15 protein-coding genes are annotated in these 15854 nt (G+C 70.1%); 8 read left to right on the forward strand and 7 right to left on the reverse strand.

All coding sequences use genetic code 11. The features are described from left to right. Nucleotides 1–985 precede the first annotated feature (985 nt). Nucleotides 986–2239, reverse strand: a complete 1254-nt coding sequence (locus tag COGEMETH_RS02100; protein ID WP_238180971.1) for a calcium-binding protein — start codon at nt 2237–2239, stop codon at nt 986–988. Between the two features lie 675 nt (nt 2240–2914). Between COGEMETH_RS02100 and COGEMETH_RS02105 the strand changes: the two genes are divergently transcribed. Beyond that, nucleotides 2915–4678 carry a hypothetical protein gene (locus COGEMETH_RS02105; RefSeq protein WP_238180972.1) on the forward strand — a complete coding sequence of 588 codons (1764 nt, stop codon included), beginning with the start codon at nt 2915–2917 and terminating at the stop codon, nt 4676–4678. Next, nucleotides 4675–5445, forward strand: a complete 771-nt coding sequence (locus COGEMETH_RS02110) for a glycosyltransferase family 2 protein (protein WP_238180973.1) — start codon at nt 4675–4677, stop codon at nt 5443–5445. The genes COGEMETH_RS02105 and COGEMETH_RS02110 overlap by 4 nt, the downstream gene beginning before the upstream one ends. 9 nt (nt 5446–5454) lie before the next feature. Here the strand turns inward: COGEMETH_RS02110 and COGEMETH_RS02115 are convergent, their stop codons facing one another. Further along, a complete protein-coding gene (locus COGEMETH_RS02115; RefSeq protein ID WP_238180974.1) occupies nt 5455–7140 on the reverse strand; it encodes a glycosyltransferase family 4 protein in 1686 nt (561 codons plus the stop codon). Then, nucleotides 7137–7898: a sulfotransferase domain-containing protein gene (locus COGEMETH_RS02120; protein ID WP_238180975.1), complete on the reverse strand. Its 762-nt coding sequence runs from the start codon at nt 7896–7898 to the stop codon at nt 7137–7139. The genes COGEMETH_RS02115 and COGEMETH_RS02120 overlap by 4 nt, the downstream gene beginning before the upstream one ends. Before the next feature lie 314 nt (nt 7899–8212). On the opposite strand from COGEMETH_RS02120, the gene COGEMETH_RS02125 reads away from it, so the two are divergent. Next, complete coding sequence (locus COGEMETH_RS02125; RefSeq protein ID WP_238180976.1) at nt 8213–8407, forward strand: type II toxin-antitoxin system HicA family toxin; 195 nt, start codon at nt 8213–8215, stop codon at nt 8405–8407. 11 nt (nt 8408–8418) lie between these two features. Next, complete coding sequence (locus COGEMETH_RS02130) at nt 8419–8829, forward strand: type II toxin-antitoxin system HicB family antitoxin (RefSeq protein WP_238180977.1); 411 nt, start codon at nt 8419–8421, stop codon at nt 8827–8829. A 43-nt stretch (nt 8830–8872) separates the two neighbouring features. Here the strand turns inward: COGEMETH_RS02130 and COGEMETH_RS02135 are convergent, their stop codons facing one another. Next, entirely contained in the window at nt 8873–9256 is a 384-nt protein-coding gene (locus tag COGEMETH_RS02135) for a DUF3307 domain-containing protein (RefSeq protein WP_238180978.1), read from the reverse strand. A 140-nt stretch (nt 9257–9396) separates the two neighbouring features. Between COGEMETH_RS02135 and cynS the strand changes: the two genes are divergently transcribed. Both cynS and COGEMETH_RS02145 read left to right on the forward strand, forming a co-directional pair. Further along, on the forward strand, nt 9397–9885 hold the full coding sequence (cynS, locus tag COGEMETH_RS02140) for a cyanase (RefSeq protein ID WP_238180979.1): 489 nt from the start codon (nt 9397–9399) through the stop codon (nt 9883–9885). 113 nt (nt 9886–9998) lie between these two features. Continuing rightward, nucleotides 9999–10412, forward strand: a complete 414-nt coding sequence (locus COGEMETH_RS02145; RefSeq protein ID WP_238180980.1) for a DoxX family protein — start codon at nt 9999–10001, stop codon at nt 10410–10412. A 22-nt stretch (nt 10413–10434) separates the two neighbouring features. Here COGEMETH_RS02145 and COGEMETH_RS02150 read toward each other — a convergent pair whose 3' ends face one another. From COGEMETH_RS02150 to COGEMETH_RS02160, 3 genes are all read right to left on the reverse strand, one after another. Next, nucleotides 10435–11616, reverse strand: coding sequence for an SMP-30/gluconolactonase/LRE family protein (locus COGEMETH_RS02150; RefSeq protein ID WP_238180981.1), 1182 nt, complete (start codon nt 11614–11616; stop codon nt 10435–10437). Between the two features lie 17 nt (nt 11617–11633). Next, nucleotides 11634–12608, reverse strand: coding sequence for an SMP-30/gluconolactonase/LRE family protein (locus COGEMETH_RS02155; protein WP_238180982.1), 975 nt, complete (start codon nt 12606–12608; stop codon nt 11634–11636). 73 nt (nt 12609–12681) lie between these two features. Continuing rightward, a complete protein-coding gene (locus tag COGEMETH_RS02160; RefSeq protein ID WP_238180983.1) occupies nt 12682–14070 on the reverse strand; it encodes a dipeptidase in 1389 nt (462 codons plus the stop codon). Nucleotides 14071–14314: 244 nt separating this feature from the next. On the opposite strand from COGEMETH_RS02160, the gene COGEMETH_RS02165 reads away from it, so the two are divergent. Next, nucleotides 14315–14842: a (2Fe-2S)-binding protein gene (locus COGEMETH_RS02165; RefSeq protein ID WP_238180984.1), complete on the forward strand. Its 528-nt coding sequence runs from the start codon at nt 14315–14317 to the stop codon at nt 14840–14842. Further along, nucleotides 14839–15852: an FAD binding domain-containing protein gene (locus COGEMETH_RS02170; RefSeq protein WP_238180985.1), complete on the forward strand. Its 1014-nt coding sequence runs from the start codon at nt 14839–14841 to the stop codon at nt 15850–15852. The genes COGEMETH_RS02165 and COGEMETH_RS02170 overlap by 4 nt, the downstream gene beginning before the upstream one ends. Nucleotides 15853–15854 lie beyond the last annotated feature (2 nt).

A 15854-nucleotide genomic window follows, 5' to 3' on the forward strand; every position in this document is an offset into this window, starting at 1 on the left:
GGGCCGCCGTCGTTGACGAAGAAGTCCTGCGAGAAGGGATCGATGGAGAAGTTCGCGATCGTCTGGTTCGACGAGAGAAAATACGTTGCCATGGCTTAACGATGCCTCCGAGCATCCGGGTGAAAACGAAGCCCGCCTATCGTCTCCTCCCCAACGCCCGCCTTCCAGCTCGGAGGCAGTCTGGCATACAGTAGGGAGCAGTTCGAATCGGCGTGCCCCGAGGGCGCTTCCGTATAGCAGAGGGGGCAAAAGCAGCAACTGCCGAGGTGAGGCGAAACCCTTACAGTGAACACACCAAATCAAGCTCTGTGGCCGGCGAGGCACAGTCGCTATGACACCGCAGTCGAAATCCGCAATATGAAGTCTTCTCGTAATGTTTCCGCTACCGCCGGTCTTATTGGGAAGAAACGTCGGAGATTCCTGTAATCCTTTCGTAAAATCGCCAAATTTTGAAAACTAAACAACGAAAATTTTGATGATTTAAGAATACTCGTAAGACACTTTTAGGCCATTTTCGGGTTCTCGCAGCGGCTCGGTTTGCTGAAGCTGCTAACGGTCAAGCATCGACGTTAAGACAAGTGCTTGCGGAAGCGGTACCGCTGATCGGATCGTCGGCACAGCGCTGACCGTATACGCGATATCGAAGACGGATCGGGTCTCGAAAACCTCCAGCCCCGCAGCCTGCTCGTGCCCGCACCTTTCGGTCCCGTAGAATCGATGGATCGGAAGACGCCTGTCGATCCAGGCACGACCTCGTGCCGTGGGCAGGACCTCTGGTTCAGGGCCTTCCGGGACGCTGGCCCGGTATGCCGTCCGCGGCGCCGGACGGTCGATTCATCCACAAGACTCCTCGGTAGCACCGAACGCGCATCGCGGAGGATCTGTCCCCCGCGATGCGTCTCGTCTTCGTGGAAGGGGCGGCCTCGTGAGGTCGCCCCTCTCGGATTGCCGATCCCGAGCGGTGTGAACCGCTCGGATGCGGGCTTTAGGCGACGGTGATGTCGGTGGCAGCCAGGCCGCCGGTGCCCTGGACGACGATGACGCCGGTGGCGGCGGCATTCGTGGTGTCGGCGTCGTAGATCAGGTAGCCGTTGCTCGCACCCTGGATGAAGGTGAAGGCGGTGCGGGGCAGCGTGCTGGCAGCGTAGGCGGTCACGGCATCCTCAACGGAGGCCACCGTGCCCACGGAGAAGCTGGTGGTGCGGCCCGTGCCGTTGCCGACGGCGAGGCCGGTGCCGGCGAAGCGCACCGAATCCGTGCCGGAGACGAAGTCGGTGATGACGTCGGCCGTGGCCGTGGTCACGCCCGTATCGGCGGGGACGGTCTCGGAGAAGACGTCGGCACCCGCGCCGCCGGTCAGCGTGTCGGCGCCGACGCCGCCCGTGAGGGTGTCGTTGCCGATATCGCCGAACAGACGGTCGTTGCCGTTGCCGCCGGAGACCAGGTCCTGGCCCTGGCCGCCGTAGATCGTGTCGTTGCCGCCGCCGCCGTTGAGCACGTCGTCGCCGAGGTTGCCGAGGATCAGGTCGGCACCGCCGTCGCCGCCCACGGTGTCCTGGCCCTGGCCGCCGAAGATCGTGTCGGCGCTGTCGCCGCCGAGGATGTTGTCGTTGCCGAGGTCACCGAACAGGACGTTGTTGCCGGCGGAATCGTCGAAGTTGATGACGTCGTTGCCCTGGCCGCCGAACACGGTGTTGTTGCCGGTCGTCGTGGTGCCGGTGCCGACGATGGTGTCGTCGCCGAGGTTGCCGAAGAGCTGGGCGGCGCCGGTGAAGCCGGTGAAGGTGAGGGTGTCGTTGCCCTGTCCACCGAATACGGTCGGCGACCCAGCGAACGCGCCGCTGGTGATCTGGTCGTTGCCGGCGTTGCCGAACACGAGATCGTTGCCGGTGATCTGGCTCACGACGTCGTCGCCGCCGAGGCCGAGGTAGTAGTCGCCGCCGGCAGTGTTGACGTAGCCGTTCGTGGAGGTGGCGTCGCCCGGGATGCCGGTCGTGTTGTCGCCGACCGTGATGGTCGAGCCGTCAGTCGACGTGAACTGGGCGCTGCTGATCTGGCCGACGGCGAAGTTCGTCAGGGTGACGGTGTTGGTGCCGTTGGTGATGACCGTGTTCGAGCCGCTCTGGAAGATGTTCAGCTTCGAGGCAGGGCCGCCGTCGTTGACGAAGAAGTCCTGCGAGAAGGGATCGATGGAGAAGTTCGCGATCGTCTGGTTCGACGAGAGAAAATACGTTGCCATGGCTTAACGATGCCTCCGAGCATCCGGGTGAAAACGAGCCGCCTCACGATCCTTACTCGACGCCCGCCTTCCAGCTCGGAGGCGGCCCGGCCTGTTCGGGTTCGGATCGAGTCGACACGGCTCTCAAGGCAGGGCCTGTCTATCAAAGGTCGGGCGGGGTGCAATAGCGTCGGCTGGCGGCATGTTCGAAAACATTACGTAAGGATCGCCGTGTGTCGCGCCGGTCACATAAGAGCAGGCGGTGATCAGGGGCGGTACAATCAGGCGTTGATTCTTGGATTATGCGGGTAGATTACGAAAAATGGGCCGGGATAAATCGGCAATCTACGTTGCCCGATGTCATGTAGTCGCTGAAGAGCCCTGCCGCGTCCCGATGACGGCCGGGGCCGGACGGACCGTGGAGGGTCGCCCCGATTCCGCCGGCCGGCCTCCGCGGCGGCGCCGGCCGTGCCGGTCGATCCGTCGCGGGGCGAAATCCGTGCGTGCGGGGGTGCCGGCCTTCGACCCGTGCCCATCCGTTCGGTTTGACAGGGGGACGAGCCCGCTCCTAAAGGCGGCCCTTGCTACGGGTCGGGATACAATCCGGCCGGATTCGGACCTGCGTCTTCGGGGTTCGCCCGGCGTCCTCCTGCCGGACCCTGCTCTCGAGACGACGGGCGATCCGAGAGGAGCGGAATGGCTGACGGGTCCAGAACGGCGATCATCGTGGCGGGGATGCACCGGAGCGGGACCTCCGCCCTGACCCGTGCGGTCAACTTGCTCGGCGTCGACCTCCCGGAGGGCCTCGTTCCCGGCTCGTCGGGCAACGAGCTCGGCCATTGGGAGCCGGAGGCGGTCGTGGCGATCCACGACGCCATGCTCCAGGCCGCCGGATCGGACGTGAACGACGTGGTCGGGTTCGACCCGACCTGGATCGGCTCGGAGGCCGCCCGCGAGAGCCGGCAGCGCATCCTGGACTACCTGGAGACGACCTTCGCCCGCGCCTCGGTCGTCGCCATCAAGGACCCGCGCATCTGCCTGGTGCTGCCGGCCTGGACGGAGGCCCTGGACCGGCTCGGCATCGCGCAGGCCTACATCCTGCCGTTCCGCCGGCCGGCCGAAGTCGCGGCCTCCCTCGAGCGGCGGCAGACGCGGATCTTCCCCGACAGCGTCTGGCCGCGGGAGCGCGGCGGCCTGCTCTGGCTGCGCCACGTGGTCGAGGCCGAGCGGTCCACCCGCGGGCGGCGGCGCGCGTTCGTCGCCTTCGACCGCCTGCTGGCCGACTGGCGCACGGAGTTGACGCGCGTGGCCGGGCAACTCGGACTGCGCTGGCCGGCCGGCCTGGAGGCCAATGCGGCCGAGATCGACGCCTTCCTCGACCGGCAGCACGCGCACGAGACGGCCTCCGGATCGGACGACACGCTCCCCGATTTGGACGGCTACCTCGACGACCTCCGGCGTCTGGAAGCCGAGCCGGACTGGACCGGGCATCGCTTCGGCGACGAGGCCTCGGCCGCGCCGGTCCGGCGGCGCTACCTCAACGCCTACGTCATGGCGATGGAGCGCAAGAACCTCCAGCTGTCCGAACGGAGCCGTGAGGCGCCGGCCGAAGCGCTCGGGGCTCCGGTCTCCGGCGACACCTTCGACTATGCGGGCTTGTCGCGAGCCCACGATGTGGCGGAGACGATGGAGGCGGACGCCGCCGCCGGGCCGCTGGATGCGGACCGCCTGAACCGGGCGTTGGCCCAGGCGCTGCGGGACGGCTCGGCGCATGTCAGGGACAAGCTCGCCCGCGCCGCCGCCGCCGTGCAGGCGGCCGAGACGCGCGAGCGCGAGGCCGTCGCCCGCGCCGGCGAGACGGCCCGCCTCCGGGACATCGCCGAGGGAGCCGCCCGCGAACGGGCGGAGGACCTGGAGAAGGCCCTGGCCGACGCGCGCGCGCGGGAGCAGGCGGCGATCCGCGCCGGGGCTCAGGCCCGGCGGGAGGCGGAGGCGGACCTCGCCGCCCTCCGGGAACGCCACGCCGCCGAAGCGGAACGCCGGGTCGCCCTGGAACGGCACCTGAGGGCGCTGCGCCTCCGCCGCCCGGCGCCCGCCACGCCGAACCCCGCCGGCCTCGCGGGTCGCGTGCGTGCGCTGCTCGGCGGACGGAGCCTCCCGAAGGCCGTCGCGGAGCGGGCCGAACGGGTGCGGCGCTCGGGCCTCTTCGATGCGGACTGGTACCTCGACACCTACCCCGACATCGAACTCGCCGGGACCGATCCCCTGCGGCACTTCGTGGAGTTCGGAAGCGCGGAAGGGCGCAGCCCCGGCCCGCGTTTCAGCGCGCTCCGCTACCTCGCCGCCTATGCCGATTGCCGCCAGGCCCGCTACGAGCCCCTGTTCCATTACATCGATCACGGGCTCCGCGAGGGCCGCCCGATCTTTCCCGTCGAGGCCCGGGCTGGGAGCGCGGCGTGAGCGCGGGCGCCGCGATCGAGCCCGGCCACGAGGTCGTCCTGGCTCATGGAGACGACGGCGAAGCCGTCCCGGCCGGCTGCGTCACGGTCGCGGTCAGCCTGTTCAACTACGAGCGCTTCATCGTCGACGCCCTCGACTCGGTCCACGGACAGACCCACTCCGACCTCGACCTCGTGGTGGTGGACGACCGCTCGACCGATCGCGGCCTGGAGGCCGTCTCCGCCTGGATGGCGTCGCACCACGCCCGGTTCCGGCGGGCCCGGCTGCTCCGGCACCGCAGGAACGGCGGGCTGTCGGCGGCCCGGAACACGGCGTTTGCGGACGCGCGGACCGAGGCCGTCTTCGTCCTGGATGCCGACAACCAGCTCTACCCGTCCGCGATCGAGAAACTCGCGGCAATTCTCGACCGGACGGGGGCGGCGGTCGCCTATTCGCAGATCGAGGTCTTCGGCAACGAGCGCGGTCTCGGCCAGGGGGCGGAATGGGACCGCGACCTGTTCCGGATCGGCAACTACGTGGACGCCATGGCGCTGATCGCCAAGCGCGCCTGGGCAATGGTGGGCGGATACGGCCCCCTCGACCTCGGCTGGGAGGATTACGACCTCTGGCTGAGCTTCATCGAGCACGGGCTCCACGGCGTCTACGTGCCGGAGGTCCTGTGCCGCTACCGGGTGCACGGGCAATCGATGCTGCGGACCGTGACCGACATCCGCCAGGAGCGCGTGCGCGCGCAGATCGCCTACCGCCACCCGTGGGTCGATCTCTGAGGAGAAGCCTCAGGCGTCGCCGGACCAAGCCAGGATGCCGAGCTTGCACATCCAGACGAGGGCCAGGGCGACCGCCTCCCGGCGCGAGGCCGGGAAGGCCGACTGGATCTCCGCGGCGCTCGCCCCGCCGCCGCCGATGCGGTTCAGCACGGCAGCGCATTCGGTGAGGTTCGCCCGCCATGGGCCCGCGAACGAATCGAGGCGGACGGGCTCCGTGCGGCGCAACTCGGCCAGAGCCTGGTCCACGCTCGCGCCCGGCCGCAGGGAGAGCCGCGTGCCCGGACCGAGCACGGCGGTGGCAAAGCCCGCAAACTGCGCGAACGGATCCCCCTTGATCGGATCGATCCGGGGCGTCTCCGCGGTGCCGAACGGGCGCCCGGCCTTGCGCTCGGATTCGAGGCCCTCCGACAGGTCGCGCATCTGGCGGGCGACGACCGGCCAGTCGAAGGTGGTGCGGACCCGCTCCCGCCCCGCCGCCCCCATCCGCCGCCGCAGCTCCGGGTCGGCGGCGAGCCGCGCGATGGCGGCGGCCGCCTGCCCCACGTCGACCGCCGTGTGCTGGGCGATCGTGCCGACGTAGTTCTGGTAGGCGTCCTGGTGGAAGACGTGGCGCGTGGCCATCATCCGGCCCGCGCGGCCGGGCGGGCCCCCGAGGGTACGGGCCAAAAAGCCCTCCTGCCCGTCGCGGACCGTGTAGCGGTAGCCGTCCCAGTCGCTGGCCACGATGGGCAGGCCCGCGGCCATCGCCTCCAGGGGCGTGAGCCCGAAGGTCTCCTGGATGTTGTCGACGAGCGACAGGAACACGTCCGAGGCGGCCCAGAGGGACGAGATCAGCTCGCGGTCGTTGCCGTCGAGGATGTGCAGCGGCATCTCCGGCGCGTAGGCGCGGGCGGCCTCCTCGTAGATCTGCCGGCCGAGGTCGCCGTTGGGAAACCAGCCGGCCATGGCGAAGGCAATGCGTTTGCCCGAGAGGGCGGCGGCCTCGGCCACCGCCCGGAACATCGGCTGCGGGAAGGCCTTCTCGAAGAACGAGAGGCGGCCGAGCCAGAGCACGAGCACGTCGTCCGGCCCGATGCCGAGGCGCTCCCGCGTCTCCGCGCGCCGGTCCGGCCGGTCGGCCTGCGCGGCCAGCGCGGCGCCGTCGACGCCGAGCGGCACCAGGGGCAGGGCCGGGCGCGGGCGGCCCCGGCCGCCGAATCGGTCGGCGAGGTAGGCCCCGTATTCCTTGAACATCACCTCCATCCCCTCCTTGACGGCGGGCGAGGTGCAGATCAGCGCGTCCCAGGGCTGGATCGGCGCCATGCAGGCGGAGGCGATGTACTCGCGGATCGCGGGCGCGCCGATGGTGTGGATCAGGCCGAGCAGGCTGTAGGCGCGGTCCCCCGCCTGCCGGCGCAGCCAGGCCTGGTCGGCGAGGTCCGCCTTGCCGCGCAGGATGCTGCCGGCCCGGATGCCGGCCTGCGGATCGTAGAGGCTCGCGGCGGTGATGCGCGTGCGGGACGGGCGCCCGCGCAGGAGCGCCTGGGTCAGGGCGGGCACGGAGCCGGGGACCGGCGAGAGCACCGAGACCTCCTCGAAGCCTCCGTGCTCGGCCAGCGCCCGGAACAGGCCGAGATTGGCCGTGTCCTTGCCGAAGGGGTTGTGGACCGCCCCGAATTCCGGCGTCGGGGCGTAGATGCCGAAGCGTCCGCTCACCGGCGGGCTCCGGCGAGCGCGAGGCCCGTCATCTGCGCGAACCGGCGCTGGTCCTCGGCGTAGAGCTCGCCGAGATAGGCGCGGTCGTCGGCCGACATCGGCGGGAAGCGGCCGGGCTCCGGCCCGACATTGGCGCGCACCGCCCCCTGCGGCCCCTCGAAGCCCGGCACGCCGAGGAACCGGCACACTTGGTCGAGGACCGCGTCGGGCTCGGTGCCGAGTGCCTGGGAATCGAGCAGCAGGATGTCGGCCTGCGCGAACAGCGCGTAGGCGCGCTCGATCTGGGCGGCGTAGAAGCCGCGCTCGACGTAGCTGTAGACACGGTGGTGCCCGGGTGCTGCCGGGTCGTCCACGCGGGCGCGGCCCTGCCGGATCGCCCAGGAGAACGGCCGGTCGTCGTAGCCGCGGGCCATCTCCATCTTCCAGTGCGAGTAGGCCCGCTCGACGGGATCGCGGAACAGGAAGATCAGGCGCATGCGCGGATCGTAGGCGCGCATGCGCGGCAGGCTCTCGGGCCAGTACAGGTAGATCGGCGTCGCCTCCCCGCGCAGGCGCCCGTCCGGCGGGTGGAAGGCGGCGTGGTAGGCGGCATAATCGGGGGCCGACCAGTCGACGTCGCCCTCGCGGTCGAAGAAGTGGACTTCCTTGCAGGCCGCCATCTGCAGGGCCGGATGGCCGCGCAGGTGCTCGAACAGGGCGGTGGTGCCGCCCTTCTGCACGCCGCCGATCACGAACTTCACGGACGGATCGTCTGCCATCGGCCCTCTCGCGCAAGCCCACCGCCCGGACGCGACGGTGCCGGTCGCGTCTCTAACCAGGTTCGCGTCGGCAAGCCAACGCCGCACCCGCTCGTAGCCTGCGGCGCGGATGGAATCCCGGATGCTCCCGCCCATCCTCCGCATCCTGAGTCGCTTGCGCTTCGGCAGGGGGATGGGTGGGCAGCCTATCGGGTCCCCGAAGGACCGCGGGGCTCGGCCGTGGAACCGGGGACCGTCTCCGCGCGGGGAATGACACATGTCACTTGCCGGGACCGATCCATGTGTGATGAAATAATTACACACGGAGTGGGTCGATGCCGAAGCCCGAGACCCATGCGAAGGCGATCGTCGATCGGCTCCTCAAGGAGGGTTGGGTCAGCGAGGGCGGCTCGAAGCACGACAAGTTCGGGCACCCGGACAGGCCCGGCGTCAAGATCATGGTGCCCCGGCACAGGACCCTGACGCCCGGCGTGGCCCGCAACGTCGCCGCCGCCGCCGGTTGGCTCTGAGAGGAACGCGCATGCCCCGCTATTTCGCTCTGATCGATGGCACGGCCGGCGCCTATGGGGCGGCTTTCCCCGACTGCCCCGGCTGCACCGCGATGGGTGAGAGCCTCGACGCGGTCATCCGTAACGCGGGCGAAGCCCTGCGCGAGTGGATGGGGGACCGCCTCGCCGCGGGTGGAACCGCCCCGGAGCCGCGCAGCGCCGAATCCCTCCTCGCGAGTCCCGATGCGGCGATGCTCGACGGACCGGCGTTCACCCTCGTGAGCGTGCCGCTGTTCTTGGACGAAGGCCGCTCGGTTCGCGTGAACCTCTCCCTCGATGCCGGTGCGCTCTCGATGATCGACAGGGCGGCGACGGAGCGCGGCATCACCCGGTCCGCCTTTCTCGTCTCGGCCGCACGGGACAAGATCCTCGCCGACGGATAGCGCACGGCGAAAACCTCCACGGCGGCGGCCGGTTCGGGATCAGCTAAAGGCTGAGGAAGGCCGCGACGAGGCCGATATCCGTCAGGCCATGCAGCATCTGGTCGAAGCCGAGCAGCCACCAGAACCGGACCTGCGCCGGACCCCAGCCGCCGCGCCGCGCCAGCCGGCTCTTGCCCCAGTCCACGCAGGCGTGGATCGCGAAATCCACCAGCGCCAGCCACCACAGGTGCGGGGCCACCACGAGGGCCACGCACAGGGTCGACGCCGCGTGGCAGGCCACGTGGGCGCAGAGGGGGCCGAGCCAGCCGGTCGCGCGCTCCTTGCCGCGGGCCATCCAGTCGGTCTGGAGCAGGAAGTCGGCGACGTAGTGCTTCGCGAGCATGGTGCCGGCGAGCAGCGCCATCGTCGAGACCGGGACCAGCGGCATCGTCTCCTCCGCGCGCACGGCCGGGCCGGAACGGTTCTGAGTGCCCGCAATCCTTCTCTTTTCCGTTAACCATCCGGTTCTCGCCAAGGTCGCCGGTCCCGGCCCGGTCCTTGCCTGCCCCGCGTCGCAGGAGGACCACCATGAAGCGCGAAGACCTCACCGAGAAGCTGCTCGACATCAAGCGGGAGAAGGGCTGGACCTGGAAGTACATCCAGGACGAGATCGGCGGCCTCTCGCCGATCCTGATCACCGCAGCCTGCATGGGGCAGATGAAGCTGCCCAAGGCCCAGGCGAAGAAGGCGGCCGCCCTGTTCGGCCTGGACCTCTCCGAGGAGCGGATGCTGAACGAGCCGCCCTATCGCGGCTCGATCCCCCAGATGCCGCCGACCGACCCGCTGATCTACCGCCTCTACGAGCTGGTGATGGTCTACGGCACCACCTTCAAGGAGCTGATCCAGGAAGAGTTCGGCGACGGCATCATGTCGGCCATCGACTTCAACATGGACATGGCGCGGGAGGCCAACAACAAGGGCGACCGGGTCAAGCTGACGATGTCGGGCAAGTTCCTGCCCTACAAGTACTACGGCAACGACGACGCGACCCCGGAATACGGCTTCAAGGAAGGCTGACCGGACGGAGGGCGGCGTGCCATCGCGCACGTCGTCGCCGAGCGCGACCGTTGACAGGCGGGCGGAGTCCGGGAAGCGAGTGGCGCGACGCCACGACCCGGAGACGCGCCACGATGAACGACCCCTTCGCCCGCCTGAACGGCTTCTCGCCCTACGCCCTGTCCGTCCTGCGGATCGTGACGGGCCTGCTGTTCATCGCGCACGGCACGCAGAAGTTCTTCGACCTGCCCCCGCGCACGAACCCGGCCCCGCAACTGCTCTCGCTGTTCGGCATCGGCGGCCTGCTCGAACTCGTCGGTGGCGCGCTCATCATCCTCGGCCTGTTCACCCGGCCGGTGGCCTTCCTGCTCTCCGGGCAGATGGCGGTGGCCTACTTCATGTTCCATGCGCCCAAGAGCGTCTACCCGTCCGTCAACGGGGGGGAGCCGGCAATTCTGTTCTGCTTCGTCTTCCTCTACCTGTGCTTTGCCGGCCCCGGCCTCTGGAGCGTCGACGCCACGCGCACGCGCTCGCGCGGCTGGTTCTGAGGCCGTCCGCGCCGGCCCGGCCTCAGGCCGGGTCGGCGTCGATCCGCACGCGCAGGATGGCGTAGGGCGGCTCCTGCAGGTCGCGGCCGCCGTTGAATTCCGGCCGGCGGTTGACCTGCGAGGCGGAGATGTAGAGCCAGCGGTCCGGGGTGATCCAGAACGTGTCGGCCCAGATCAGGCGCTCGTCGGAGGCGATGACCTCGATCGTCCCGTCCGGGTTCCGGCGGCCGACCGCGTTGTGCTCCTGCAGGCTCAGGTAGACCCGGTCCTTCGAATCCGTGGTCAGGCCGCCGGTCATGCCCTTCTCGCCGAGGTCCTGGACGGAGGCCGCCACCTCCGCATCCGTCACCGTCGGGTCGAGCAGGCCGGCGGTGTCGACCGCGTAGAGCCGCCGGCCCATCAGGGGCGCGTAGTAGAGCCGCTTGCCGTCCGGGCTCAGCGCGATCCCGTTGGCGCCGCCCTTCGGCGATTGCGGCGGGGCGTCGCCCTTGGTCAGCATGACGGGGCGGCGCTCGACGAACTTGACGATGCCCTTCTGCGACTTGGTGCTGGCATGCCCGTCCAGCCGCCGCGCCACCTGGCCGGTGGCGAGGTCGACGGCCAGGATCGCCCCCTCGTCCCCCTGACCCTGGTCGGTGATGTAGGCGCGCCGGTAGCCGTCCCGGATGTCCACCCGCAGGTCGTTCAGGGACGAGGTCGGGGTGATGCCGGAATCGAGCGGAATCACGCGAAGGATGCGATTCTCGCGGATGTCCACCTGGAGGAGCTTGGCTCCGCCCGGCACCGGGGCGCCCTTGCCCTCGGGCAGGCCGGCATCGAGCAGCCAGAGGGTGTCGTCGCGGTCGAACACTCCGTTGGGGACGTGGAAGAGCGCGGCCTGCGGCCGGGACCGGTCCGGCCGGTTGGCCGCCGCATCCGGATAGGGCACGACCTCGCCGCCGGCCACGACCTCGCCCAGGGTGATCGGGACTTTGTCGTCGAAGCGCGGCATCATCACGAAGACGCGCCCGCCCCGGGAGATCGCCAGCCCGGTCGGGGCCGAGGCGGCCTTGGCCGCGATCGCCAGTTCCATTCCCCCGGCCGGGCGGCTGGCCGCCGCCTTCGCGCCGGCGGTCGCGGGCGAGGCGGTGTCCGCGGCGGCCGCCTGCGTGGCGGCCAGGGTGACGAGGCCGGAGGCGAGAAGCGTGCGTCTGTCGAGGTCCATGGGGTTCCCTGGCGCGGTCAGCCGCGCGTGGCGGTCTTCAGGTCGATGGCGTGGATGGCCTTGCCGGCGGCGATGAAGAGCCGGCGCCCGTCCGCGCCGCCGAAGGCGAGGTTGCCGACGATTCCAGGCGTCGCGATGCGGCCGAGCCGGGTGCCGTCCGCATGGAACACCCGCACCCCGTCGAGGCAGGCGACGTAGACGCGGCCTCCCGCATCGACCTTCAGCCCGTCCGGCACACCGGCCTCCAGCGCGGCAAAGGTCCGGGGCGGCCCGAGCCGGCCGCCGGAGAGCGGGAAGGCCAGCACCATCCGCGCGCCTTCCGGATTCAGGGACGCCCCCGATTCGCTGACGTAGAGGGTCCGGCCGTCCGGCGAGAAGGCGAGGCCGTTCGGCTGGTCGACGGCGTCCGTCATCGCCTCGACGCGGCCGGGCTCGGGGATGCGGTAGACCCGCCGGGCGGTCTGGGCCGGCTCGGCCTGGATCCCCTCCTCCGGCTCGGTGATGCCGTAGACCGGATCGGTGAACCAGATCGCCCCGTCCGGGCCGAGCGTGGCATCGTTGGGGGAATTGAGCGGCTTGCCGTCGTAGGCATCGGCCAGCACCGTCACGGTGCCGTCCGCTTCGCGACGCACGACGCGGCGGGTGCGGTGCTCGCAGGTGACGAGCCGGCCGCGCGCGTCCAGGGTGTTGCCGTTGGCGTTGTTCGAGGGCGCGAAGAGCGGGCTCACGAGGCCGTCTCCGCCCAGCAGGTCGATGCGGTTGCCCTTCACGTCGCTGAAGACGAGGCCGCCGAGCCCGGCCACCCAGCACGGCCCCTCGCACCAGCGCCCCTGCCCGTAGAGGGTGCGCAGGCGCGCGTCCGGATCGATCACCGCGGTGAAGCGCGGGTCGTCCACGCGCACCACGGGCTCGGCAGCTTGCGCGAGGCCGGGTCGGACCGCGGCCAGGCCGAGGACGCCGCCGAGGATCGTGCGTCTGCGCAGGGTCTGCATGTCTCTCCCGGAGGCCGAGTCGTCCGGCTAACGCGACGGCGGCCGGGACGATCCCTCCTCCGGGGCGGCCGGGTCAGCCCCGTGCGCCGAAGGCCGCGAGGATGCGGGCCCAGGAGCGGGTGCCCTTGTGGAAGCTGCGCAGGTCGTACTTCTCGTTGGGCGAGTGGATGCGGTCGTCGTCCAGCCCGAAGCCGATCAGCAGGGTGTTGCGGTCGAGGATGCGCTTGAAGTCGCCCACGATCGGGATCGAGCCGCCGGCTCCCACCGTGACGGCCGGGACTCCCCATTCCTCGGCCAGTGCCGCTTTGGCGATCTCCAGTTCCGGCATGTCGAAGGGCAGGCTGATCGCCCGCGAGCCCTTGTAGGTGATCACCTCGACCCGGCAGTCGTCCGGCACCCGCGCCCGCACGAAGGCCTCGAAGGTCTCGGCCAGCACCTTCGGGTCCTGGTCGTCCACGAGGCGGAAGGAGACCTTGGCCGAGGCCGTGCTCGCGATCACGGTCTTGGTCCCCTCCCCCGTATAGCCGCCGATGATGCCGTTCACGTCGCAGGCCGGGCGGGACTGCACCAGCTCGATCGGGAGCCGCCCGCGCTCGCCGGCCGGCTCCTTCAGCCCGATCGGCCCCAGGAACTTCTCCGCAGTGAGGCCGAGGCCGCGCCACTGCTCGACGACCTCGGGCGGACGCTCGTGCACGCCGTCGTAGAATCCCGGCAGCGTCACGCGCCCCTCCGCATCATGCAGGTCCGCGATGATGCGCGACAGGACGTGGATCGGGTTGCGCGCCGCGCCCCCGAAGAAGCCGGAATGCAGGTCACGGTCGGCGCACGTCACCTTGACCTCGAAATAGGCGAGGCCCCGGAGCGAGGTGGTGATGGCAGGCGTGGCCGGGTCCCACATCCCCGTGTCGCAGACCAGCACGATGTCGGAGGCGAGCTTTTCACGGTTCTGCGCGACCCATTCGGGCAGCCCCTGCGAGCCGTTCTCTTCCGCCCCCTCGATCAGCAGGGTGACGCCGCAGGGCAACTCGCCGTTCATGGCCAGATGCGCCCGGCAGGCCTCGACGAAGGTCATCACCTGGCCCTTGTCGTCGGAGGCGCCCCGCGCGACGATTTTTTTGTTGCCCGCCGCGTCGGTCGCGATCCTCGGCTCGAAGGGCGGCGTCTCCCACAGGTTCAGGGGATCGACCGGCTGCACGTCGTAATGGCCGTAGAACAGGACGTGCGGCGCGCCGGGCTTGGGCTTGTGGGCGAGCACGACCGGGTGGAGCGACGTCTCGTTCACCGAGGTCTCGAAGCCGAGCGCCGTCAGGTCGGCCGCCAGCCAGTCCGCCGCCTTGCGGCAATCTCCGGCATAGGCCGGATCCGTCGAGATCGAGGGGATGCGCAGGAACGCGAACAGGCGCTCCAGGGCGTTGTCGAGATCCGTGTCGATGTCGTTGAGGACGGGATCGAGCGCGGCCATCGGGCTGCCTCCGGTGCGATGCGGGACCAGTGCGGGCAGGGTTAGCCGAGGCGGGCCCCGCACCGCAACGTCGGGCGATCGGCCTCTCGGGAACAGCCGCAGATTGGAACGGTTATCAGGAAAGCGACCGGGAAGCCGTGCGCCGCAGCGTCGACCCCCCGATTGCCGCGGGACGGCCGCGGCCCAGCCCCATCACGTCCGGTATCCGTCTGCGCGCGGCCCGGCGACACCTATGGAAAGTCCCATGCTTATTGAGAGCGGTTCGCCCGTCGCGGCCGACACACGGATCGGCATCAGCCTGACGATCAACGGGCAGCTGCGCGACCTCCAGGTCGCCCCCTGGACCACCCTCCTCGACCTCCTTCGCGAGCACCTCGACCTCACCGGCACCAAGAAGGGCTGCGACCACGGCCAGTGCGGCGCCTGCACCGTGCTGGTGGACGGCACCCGCGTGAATGCCTGCCTCGCGCTCGCGGTGATGAAGGACGGCGCCGAGATCACCACTGTCGAGGGCCTTGCGGGCCTTGCCAACGAGGGCGCCGGCAGCAACGGGCTGCACCCGATCCAGGCGGCCTTCGTCGAGCACGACGCCTTCCAGTGCGGCTACTGCACGCCGGGCCAGCTCTGCTCCTCCGTCGGCCTGATGAACGAAGGCCACGCCAAGTCGCGCGACGAGATCCGCGAGGCCATGAGCGGCAACATCTGCCGCTGCGGCGCCTACCCCAACATCGTCGACGCGATCGAGGACGTGATGCAGGGAGAGGCCCGATGAACCGCTTCGATTACGTCCGTGCCGGCACGGTCGCCGAGGCCGTCCAGGCCTTCGCTGCCGGACCGGACGCGCGCTTCATCGCCGGGGGCACCAACCTCGTCGACCTGATGAAGTACGACGTCGAGCGGCCGGGCCGCCTCGTCGACATCACTCGCCTGCCGCTGGCCGAGATCGAGGAGCACGACGGCGGCCTGCGCATCGGGGCGCTCGTGACCAACGCCAACGTCGCCTACGATGCCCGCGTCCGGGAGCGCTATCCGCTGCTCGCCAACGCGATCCTGGCGGGTGCCTCGGCGCAGCTGCGCAACGCGGCTTCCACCGGCGGAAACCTGCTCCAGCGCACCCGCTGCTATTATTTCTACGACACGGCCACGCCCTGCAACAAGCGCATCCCCGGCTCGGGATGCCCGGCGATCCAGGGCCTCAACCGCATCCACGCGATCTTCGGGGCGAGCGAGTCCTGCATCGCCACCCACCCCTCCGACATGTGCGTGGCGCTGGCCGCCCTGGAGGCCGTCGTGCGGGTGAGCGGGCCGGAGGGCGAGCGCAGCATCGCCTTCTCCGACTTCCACCGCCTGCCGGGCGACACGCCCGAGGTGGACACCACCCTCAAGCCCGGCGAGATCGTCGTCTCGGTCGACCTGCCGGAGCGGGGCTTCGCGTCCAACTTCACCTACCTGAAGCTGCGCGACCGGCTCTCCTACGCCTTCGCTCTGGTCTCGGTCGCCGCGGGCTTTGAGTTCGACGGCGAGACGGTCAAGACCGCCCGCCTCGCGCTCGGCGGCGTCGCCCACAAGCCCTGGCGCAACCGGGAGGCCGAGGCCCTGCTCCAGGGCAAGCCCGCCACCCGCGAAACCTTCCAGGCCGCCGCCGACCTGATCGTCGCGGAGGCCAAACCCCAGTCCGAGAACGGCTTCAAGGTCGAGCTGGCACGGCGCGCCATCGTGCGCGGCCTCGAACAGGCGGCCGCCGGCACGCCGCAATCGCTCTCCGACAAGCGCATCCAGTGAGA

The organism is Methylobacterium trifolii, assembly GCF_022179685.1.
Classification (GTDB): Bacteria; Pseudomonadota; Alphaproteobacteria; order Rhizobiales; family Beijerinckiaceae; genus Methylobacterium; species Methylobacterium trifolii.

What these genes read in the sequence shown, in the direction of transcription:
- COGEMETH_RS02145 (WP_238180980.1), top strand. Translation starts at nt 9,999, where the DNA reads ATGAACGACCCCTTCGCCCGCCTGAACGGCTTCTCGCCCTACGCCCTG.
- COGEMETH_RS02135 (WP_238180978.1), bottom strand. Translation starts at nt 9,256, where the DNA reads ATGCCGCTGGTCCCGGTCTCGACGATGGCGCTGCTCGCCGGCACCATG.
- COGEMETH_RS02165 (WP_238180984.1), top strand. Translation starts at nt 14,315, where the DNA reads ATGCTTATTGAGAGCGGTTCGCCCGTCGCGGCCGACACACGGATCGGC.
- COGEMETH_RS02150 (WP_238180981.1), bottom strand. Translation starts at nt 11,616, where the DNA reads ATGGACCTCGACAGACGCACGCTTCTCGCCTCCGGCCTCGTCACCCTG.
- cynS (WP_238180979.1), top strand. Translation starts at nt 9,397, where the DNA reads ATGAAGCGCGAAGACCTCACCGAGAAGCTGCTCGACATCAAGCGGGAG.
- COGEMETH_RS02170 (WP_238180985.1), top strand. Translation starts at nt 14,839, where the DNA reads ATGAACCGCTTCGATTACGTCCGTGCCGGCACGGTCGCCGAGGCCGTC.
- COGEMETH_RS02130 (WP_238180977.1), top strand. Translation starts at nt 8,419, where the DNA reads ATGCCCCGCTATTTCGCTCTGATCGATGGCACGGCCGGCGCCTATGGG.
- COGEMETH_RS02105 (WP_238180972.1), top strand. Translation starts at nt 2,915, where the DNA reads ATGGCTGACGGGTCCAGAACGGCGATCATCGTGGCGGGGATGCACCGG.
- COGEMETH_RS02155 (WP_238180982.1), bottom strand. Translation starts at nt 12,608, where the DNA reads ATGCAGACCCTGCGCAGACGCACGATCCTCGGCGGCGTCCTCGGCCTG.
- COGEMETH_RS02120 (WP_238180975.1), bottom strand. Translation starts at nt 7,898, where the DNA reads ATGGCAGACGATCCGTCCGTGAAGTTCGTGATCGGCGGCGTGCAGAAG.
- COGEMETH_RS02125 (WP_238180976.1), top strand. Translation starts at nt 8,213, where the DNA reads ATGCCGAAGCCCGAGACCCATGCGAAGGCGATCGTCGATCGGCTCCTC.
- COGEMETH_RS02160 (WP_238180983.1), bottom strand. Translation starts at nt 14,070, where the DNA reads ATGGCCGCGCTCGATCCCGTCCTCAACGACATCGACACGGATCTCGAC.
- COGEMETH_RS02100 (WP_238180971.1), bottom strand. Translation starts at nt 2,239, where the DNA reads ATGGCAACGTATTTTCTCTCGTCGAACCAGACGATCGCGAACTTCTCC.